Source organism: Methylomagnum sp. (assembly GCF_054333355.1).
Genome location: NZ_JBTEKS010000369.1, coordinates 1 through 4318 on the forward strand (window position 1 = coordinate 1; position 4318 = coordinate 4318).

General features: G+C 62.9%; 5 protein-coding genes. All 5 read right to left on the reverse strand.

The window, feature by feature from the left end:
- On the reverse strand, positions 1–246 hold a 246-nt coding region (locus tag ACXWUF_RS19420; RefSeq protein WP_458496234.1), incomplete at its 3' end, for a hypothetical protein.
- Positions 247–407: 161 nt separating this feature from the next.
- The gene (locus ACXWUF_RS19425; RefSeq protein ID WP_458496235.1) at positions 408–950 is read right to left on the reverse strand and encodes an NADH-quinone oxidoreductase subunit B family protein; all 543 of its coding nucleotides are present in this window, start codon (positions 948–950) and stop codon (positions 408–410) included.
- A complete protein-coding gene (locus ACXWUF_RS19430) occupies positions 943–1674 on the reverse strand; it encodes a 2Fe-2S iron-sulfur cluster-binding protein (RefSeq protein WP_458496236.1) in 732 nt (243 codons plus the stop codon). Before ACXWUF_RS19430 ends, ACXWUF_RS19425 begins: the two co-directional genes overlap by 8 nt.
- Complete coding sequence (locus tag ACXWUF_RS19435; RefSeq protein WP_458496237.1) at positions 1671–3500, reverse strand: NAD(P)H-dependent oxidoreductase subunit E; 1830 nt, start codon at positions 3498–3500, stop codon at positions 1671–1673. The genes ACXWUF_RS19430 and ACXWUF_RS19435 overlap by 4 nt, the downstream gene beginning before the upstream one ends.
- 469 nt (positions 3501–3969) lie before the next feature.
- Positions 3970–4318, reverse strand: a 349-nt coding sequence (locus tag ACXWUF_RS19440) for a cytidylyltransferase domain-containing protein (RefSeq protein WP_458496238.1), incomplete at its 5' end; no start/stop codon positions are given.

Sequence of the window (4318 nt, forward strand, 5' to 3'; positions counted from 1 at the left end):
CAGGAGCTTCCCGCCGTTGTCGGAGCGGTAGATCAAATCGGCCCAGTGTTGCCGCCGCCAGATTAACTCCTTCGGGTCTTCGTAGCTGATGGCGCATAGATCATTCTCCCCCAGCACTTTCAGCGCCGCCTGCTCGGACTCGCGGGCGACCTGGTGGAGGATTTTGACGCAGAGGTCGGGGGTGCGGACCCTGAGGTTCGAACCCAGTTCGTTGTATAGCTCGTCGAGGCGGTCTTTGCTCAGCATGGCGGTTAGCCCTTCAAATGTAGGGTGGGCATGTACCCATGCCCACCATTTTCACGGATCAGTTTTGTAGGATGGGTGGAGGCGCACATTCCGTGGGTCTCGCAGTTCGCGATGATCCCGCCGTGCGCCGCAACCCATCGTCCGGGGTTCAACGGTTTGGTTCAATCGTAATGCAACAAATCGTAAGGCAGCGTCGGCGTCTTGTTGGCGGCGATGTCGGTCAGGAATTTCCAGAACGCGTTGCCCGACGGCGGGCAGCCGGGCAGGAAATAATCCACCTTCACCAACTCGTGAATCGGGCGCACCTTGTCCAGCAGCAGCGGCAATTCCGGGTCGTTGGGGACTTGCGGATTCTCCAGATTCGGCCCGGTCAGATACGCCTCCGCCAGGCATTCCTCCAGCGGCACGTAATTCCGCAACGCCGGAACGCCGCCGTTAATCGCACACGCCCCCACCGCCACCAGCACTTTGCAGGACTTGCGGAACTCCCGCAGGGTGTGGACGTTCTCGGCGTTGCACACGCCGCCCTCAATCAGGCCGATGTCCACCACCTCACCGCAGTGCTTGATGTCGGTCAGCGGCGAGCGGTCGAATTCCACGATCTCGGCCAAGTCCACGATGCGCTCGTCGATGTCCAGCAACGACATGTGGCAGCCGAAGCAGCCGGCCAAAGAGGTCGTGGCGATTTTCAATTTCTTAGCCATGCTTCTCCTCCTCACCCGCCGGGTGCTTGGCCGTTTCCACTTCGCCGATGTGGTGGTGGTCGTAGAGGCGTTGGCCGATGGGCACCTGGTAGCCCCGCCGCTTGATGATGATCGCCCCCACGGGGCAGACCGACGCGGCGCGGTCGGTGACTTCCAAGCCGCTGTCCTTCAGCAGGCCGCTGGGCGAATTGACCACGAGGCGGTTATCCATGCCGCGCCCGGCGATGGCGAACACATCCTTGCCGTCCACTTCCCGGCTGGCCCTGACGCACATCGCGCAGAAGATGCAGCGGTTGTGGTCCAGCAGAATATCCGGGTGGGAAGCATCCAGCGGGCGCCGGGGGTAGAACAGCGGGAAGCGCATGTCCACCATGTTCAGGGAATAGGCCACGGCTTGCAGCTTGCAATTGCCGGTCTTCTCGCAGCCGGGGCAGAGATGGTTGCCCTCGACGAACAACGCCTGGGTGATGGTGCGACGGGCCTCGTTCAAGTCCCTGGTGTTGTTCTGCACCACTTGGCCTTCCGCCGCCGGGAAGGTGCAGGCCGAGCAATTGCGCCCGTTGACCTTCACTTCGCAGACTTTGCAATTGCCCTGCGGGGTCAATTCCGGCTCGTGGCACAGGTGCGGAATGTAAATGCCGGCGCGGGTGGCGGCGTCCATGATGGTGTCGCCATCCTGGAGGGGCACCAGCTTGCCGTCGATGGTTAAAGTCTTAGTGGTCATGCGCCCTCCTGTTCCAAATGGGCGAAAGTGTCGTCGCGCAGGGTCACGCGCCGCGCCGTATCCAGGGCTTCGTCCAAGTCGAAGCCGGGTTCAAAATCCGCCGTGATCAGGCGGGCTTTGTACATCTCGGGGTAATGGGCCAGGGTGCCCAGCACCGGATTGGCGGCGGATTGCCCGAGTCCGCAATGGCTGGCGCTCTTGATGAAGCGGGCCAGGCTGGTCATGTCCAGCAAATCGCGGGATGAGGCGTGGCCCGAACAAATCTTGTCCACCTCGTTCCGCAACAGGCTGGTGCCGACCCGGCAGGGCGTGCAGAAGCCGCAGCTTTCGTGGGCGAAGAAATGGGTGAAGTTGCGCACCGCGTTGAGGAGGTCGCGGGTCTTGTCGAAGATGATGAACGAGCCTCCGGTCGCCAAGTCCTCGAAGGCCAGTTTGCGGTGGAATTCCTTCTCGGAAATGATCGCGCCCGACGGCCCGCCCACCTGCACGGCCTGGGTATGTTCCGCGCCGCAATCCAGCAGGATTTCGGCGATGGTGACGCCGAAGTCGTATTCATAAATGCCGGGCCGCTCACAGTCGCCGCTGACGCTGATGATCTTGCTGCCCCTGGATTTCTCCGTGCCGTGCGAGGCGAACCAATCGCCGCCATTGAGGGCGATGGCGGCGGCGGCGGCGAAGGTCTCCACGTTGTTCACCACGGTGGGCTTGCCCTTGTAGCCGTTCATGACGGGGTAGGGCGGGCGGATGCGGGGAATGCCGCGCTTGCCTTCCAGCGATTCAATCAGGGCCGATTCCTCGCCGCAGACATAGGCGCCCGCGCCCATGTGGATTTTGATGTCGAAGTCGAAGCCCTGCCGCCCCAGGATGCGCTTGCCCAGGAGGTTCTTGGCGCGGCGGGCGGCCAGCACCGCTTCCAATTTTGGGCGGAGGCTGCGGTATTCGGCGCGGAGATACAGGAAGCCCAGTTTCGCGCCGATGATCCCAGCGCACAGGGTCATGCCCTCGAAGACTTGGTGGGCGTAGCTGTTCAGCAGGATGCGGTCCTTGAAGGTGCCCGGCTCGCCCTCGTCGGCGTTGCACACCACGTAGCGCTCGGGCATTCCGGCCAGCGGCAGGCCCGCCTGATCTTCCGGCCCCTCGGCGCAGAACTTCCATTTCCACGAGGTCTCGAAACCCGCGCCGCCCCGCCCGCGCAAGCCGGAATGGTTGATCTCGACGAAGATTTCCTCGAAGCCCTGCCGCACGGCCTGCTTGAGCGCCGCGCCAGGGTCGATGGGGTTGGCGAGCAACAGGCCGGGAATCTGGATGTTATCCACCACGTCGAACAGGTCCACCGACCAGTCGTCGAGGGGGATTTCCCGCTCGATCAAATCGACGATGCGGTCGAGGCGCGGCCCGTCCAGACGTGACAGCCAGCGGCCATTGATCAGCGCCGCCGGTCCCTGGTCGCACAGCCCGGTGCAGGAGGTATAGCCCACGCTGACCACGCCATCGGCCCGGGTCACGCCGATTTCGACGCCCAGCCGATCACATAGATATTCGGCCAGGGCGTGGCTGCCCAGCATTTGGTCGGTGATGGAGTCGCTGAGCTTGAGGTCGTAGCGGCCCTTCGGCTCACTGGACAGGAAGCTATAGAACTCGGTGACGCCCTGCGCCTGGGTGATGGGGAGGCTCAGGGCGTCCGTGACCACTCGCATGGCCTCGCGGGGCACATGGTGGAAGCGGTCTTGGACATCGCGCAGGATTTGCAGTAATTCAGTGGCCTCGCCGCCATGGCGGGCGACGATGTCCCGCAGGGCTTCGAGGTCGGCATCGGACAGACGCATAAGGGTCTCCTGTAGCGGCTTGCGTGGTTTCGAGACGGAACGGCGACGGGCGCGACGCTGTTTATGCGCGGGGCAGCCACCGGGCCAGTTTCGAGCGGGTTATCTACGCTGAATTCTATACCTTAAGTTTTAAGGACAGCGTATCCCCGCTTCCGGCAGGGTTATGACCATCACGCCTATCCAATTGATTTCGGATGAAAAATCCAGGCGGGCCTTGGGAAATGTAGATGGCTTATTTCGCCAGATTTTCCGCGTCTGGCGGAATGACGAAAAGATGATGGGCTAATTCAGTGAAATAGTGCCGTCCAGGCGGGTTGGCGCGTGGTTGGCCCGCGTCGGATTCGGGGGCGGGAATAGCGCGGGTGGGCTTGTCGGCATAGCCACGCCGCGCCTTCTTTTCCAGCCATTTATCCCGCTTGGCGAGCGCCCGTTCCTTGGTCTCGAACCAAGCGTCCCGGACAACGGGCCATCAGCCCGCCGTCAGCACTTCCTCGACCCGGCGCAAATCGCCCTCCGTGTCCACGCCCGCGTGCGGCGCCTCGTCCACAGGCAAGACCAGAATCCGTTCGCCTTGCCAGAGGATGCGCAGTTGTTCCAGCGCTTCCACCGCCTCCAATTGGGAGGCGGGCCAGTTCACATAGCGGCGCAGGAAGCCAGCGGAATAGGCATAAATGCCGATGTGGCGGAGCCAGGGGAAATCTTCCGGCAGCCGGGAATTCGCCGGGCCGAAGCCAAAGCTGTTCCGGCTCCAGGGGATGGGGGCGCGGCTGAAATAAAGGGCATAGCCGTGGCGGTCCAGCACGGTTTTCACCACTTGG

Coding starts and splice junctions, on each gene's coding strand:
- ACXWUF_RS19425 (WP_458496235.1), bottom strand. CDS start 950: ATGGCTAAGAAATTGAAAATCGCCACGACCTCTTTGGCCGGCTGCTTC.
- ACXWUF_RS19430 (WP_458496236.1), bottom strand. CDS start 1,674: ATGACCACTAAGACTTTAACCATCGACGGCAAGCTGGTGCCCCTCCAG.
- ACXWUF_RS19435 (WP_458496237.1), bottom strand. CDS start 3,500: ATGCGTCTGTCCGATGCCGACCTCGAAGCCCTGCGGGACATCGTCGCC.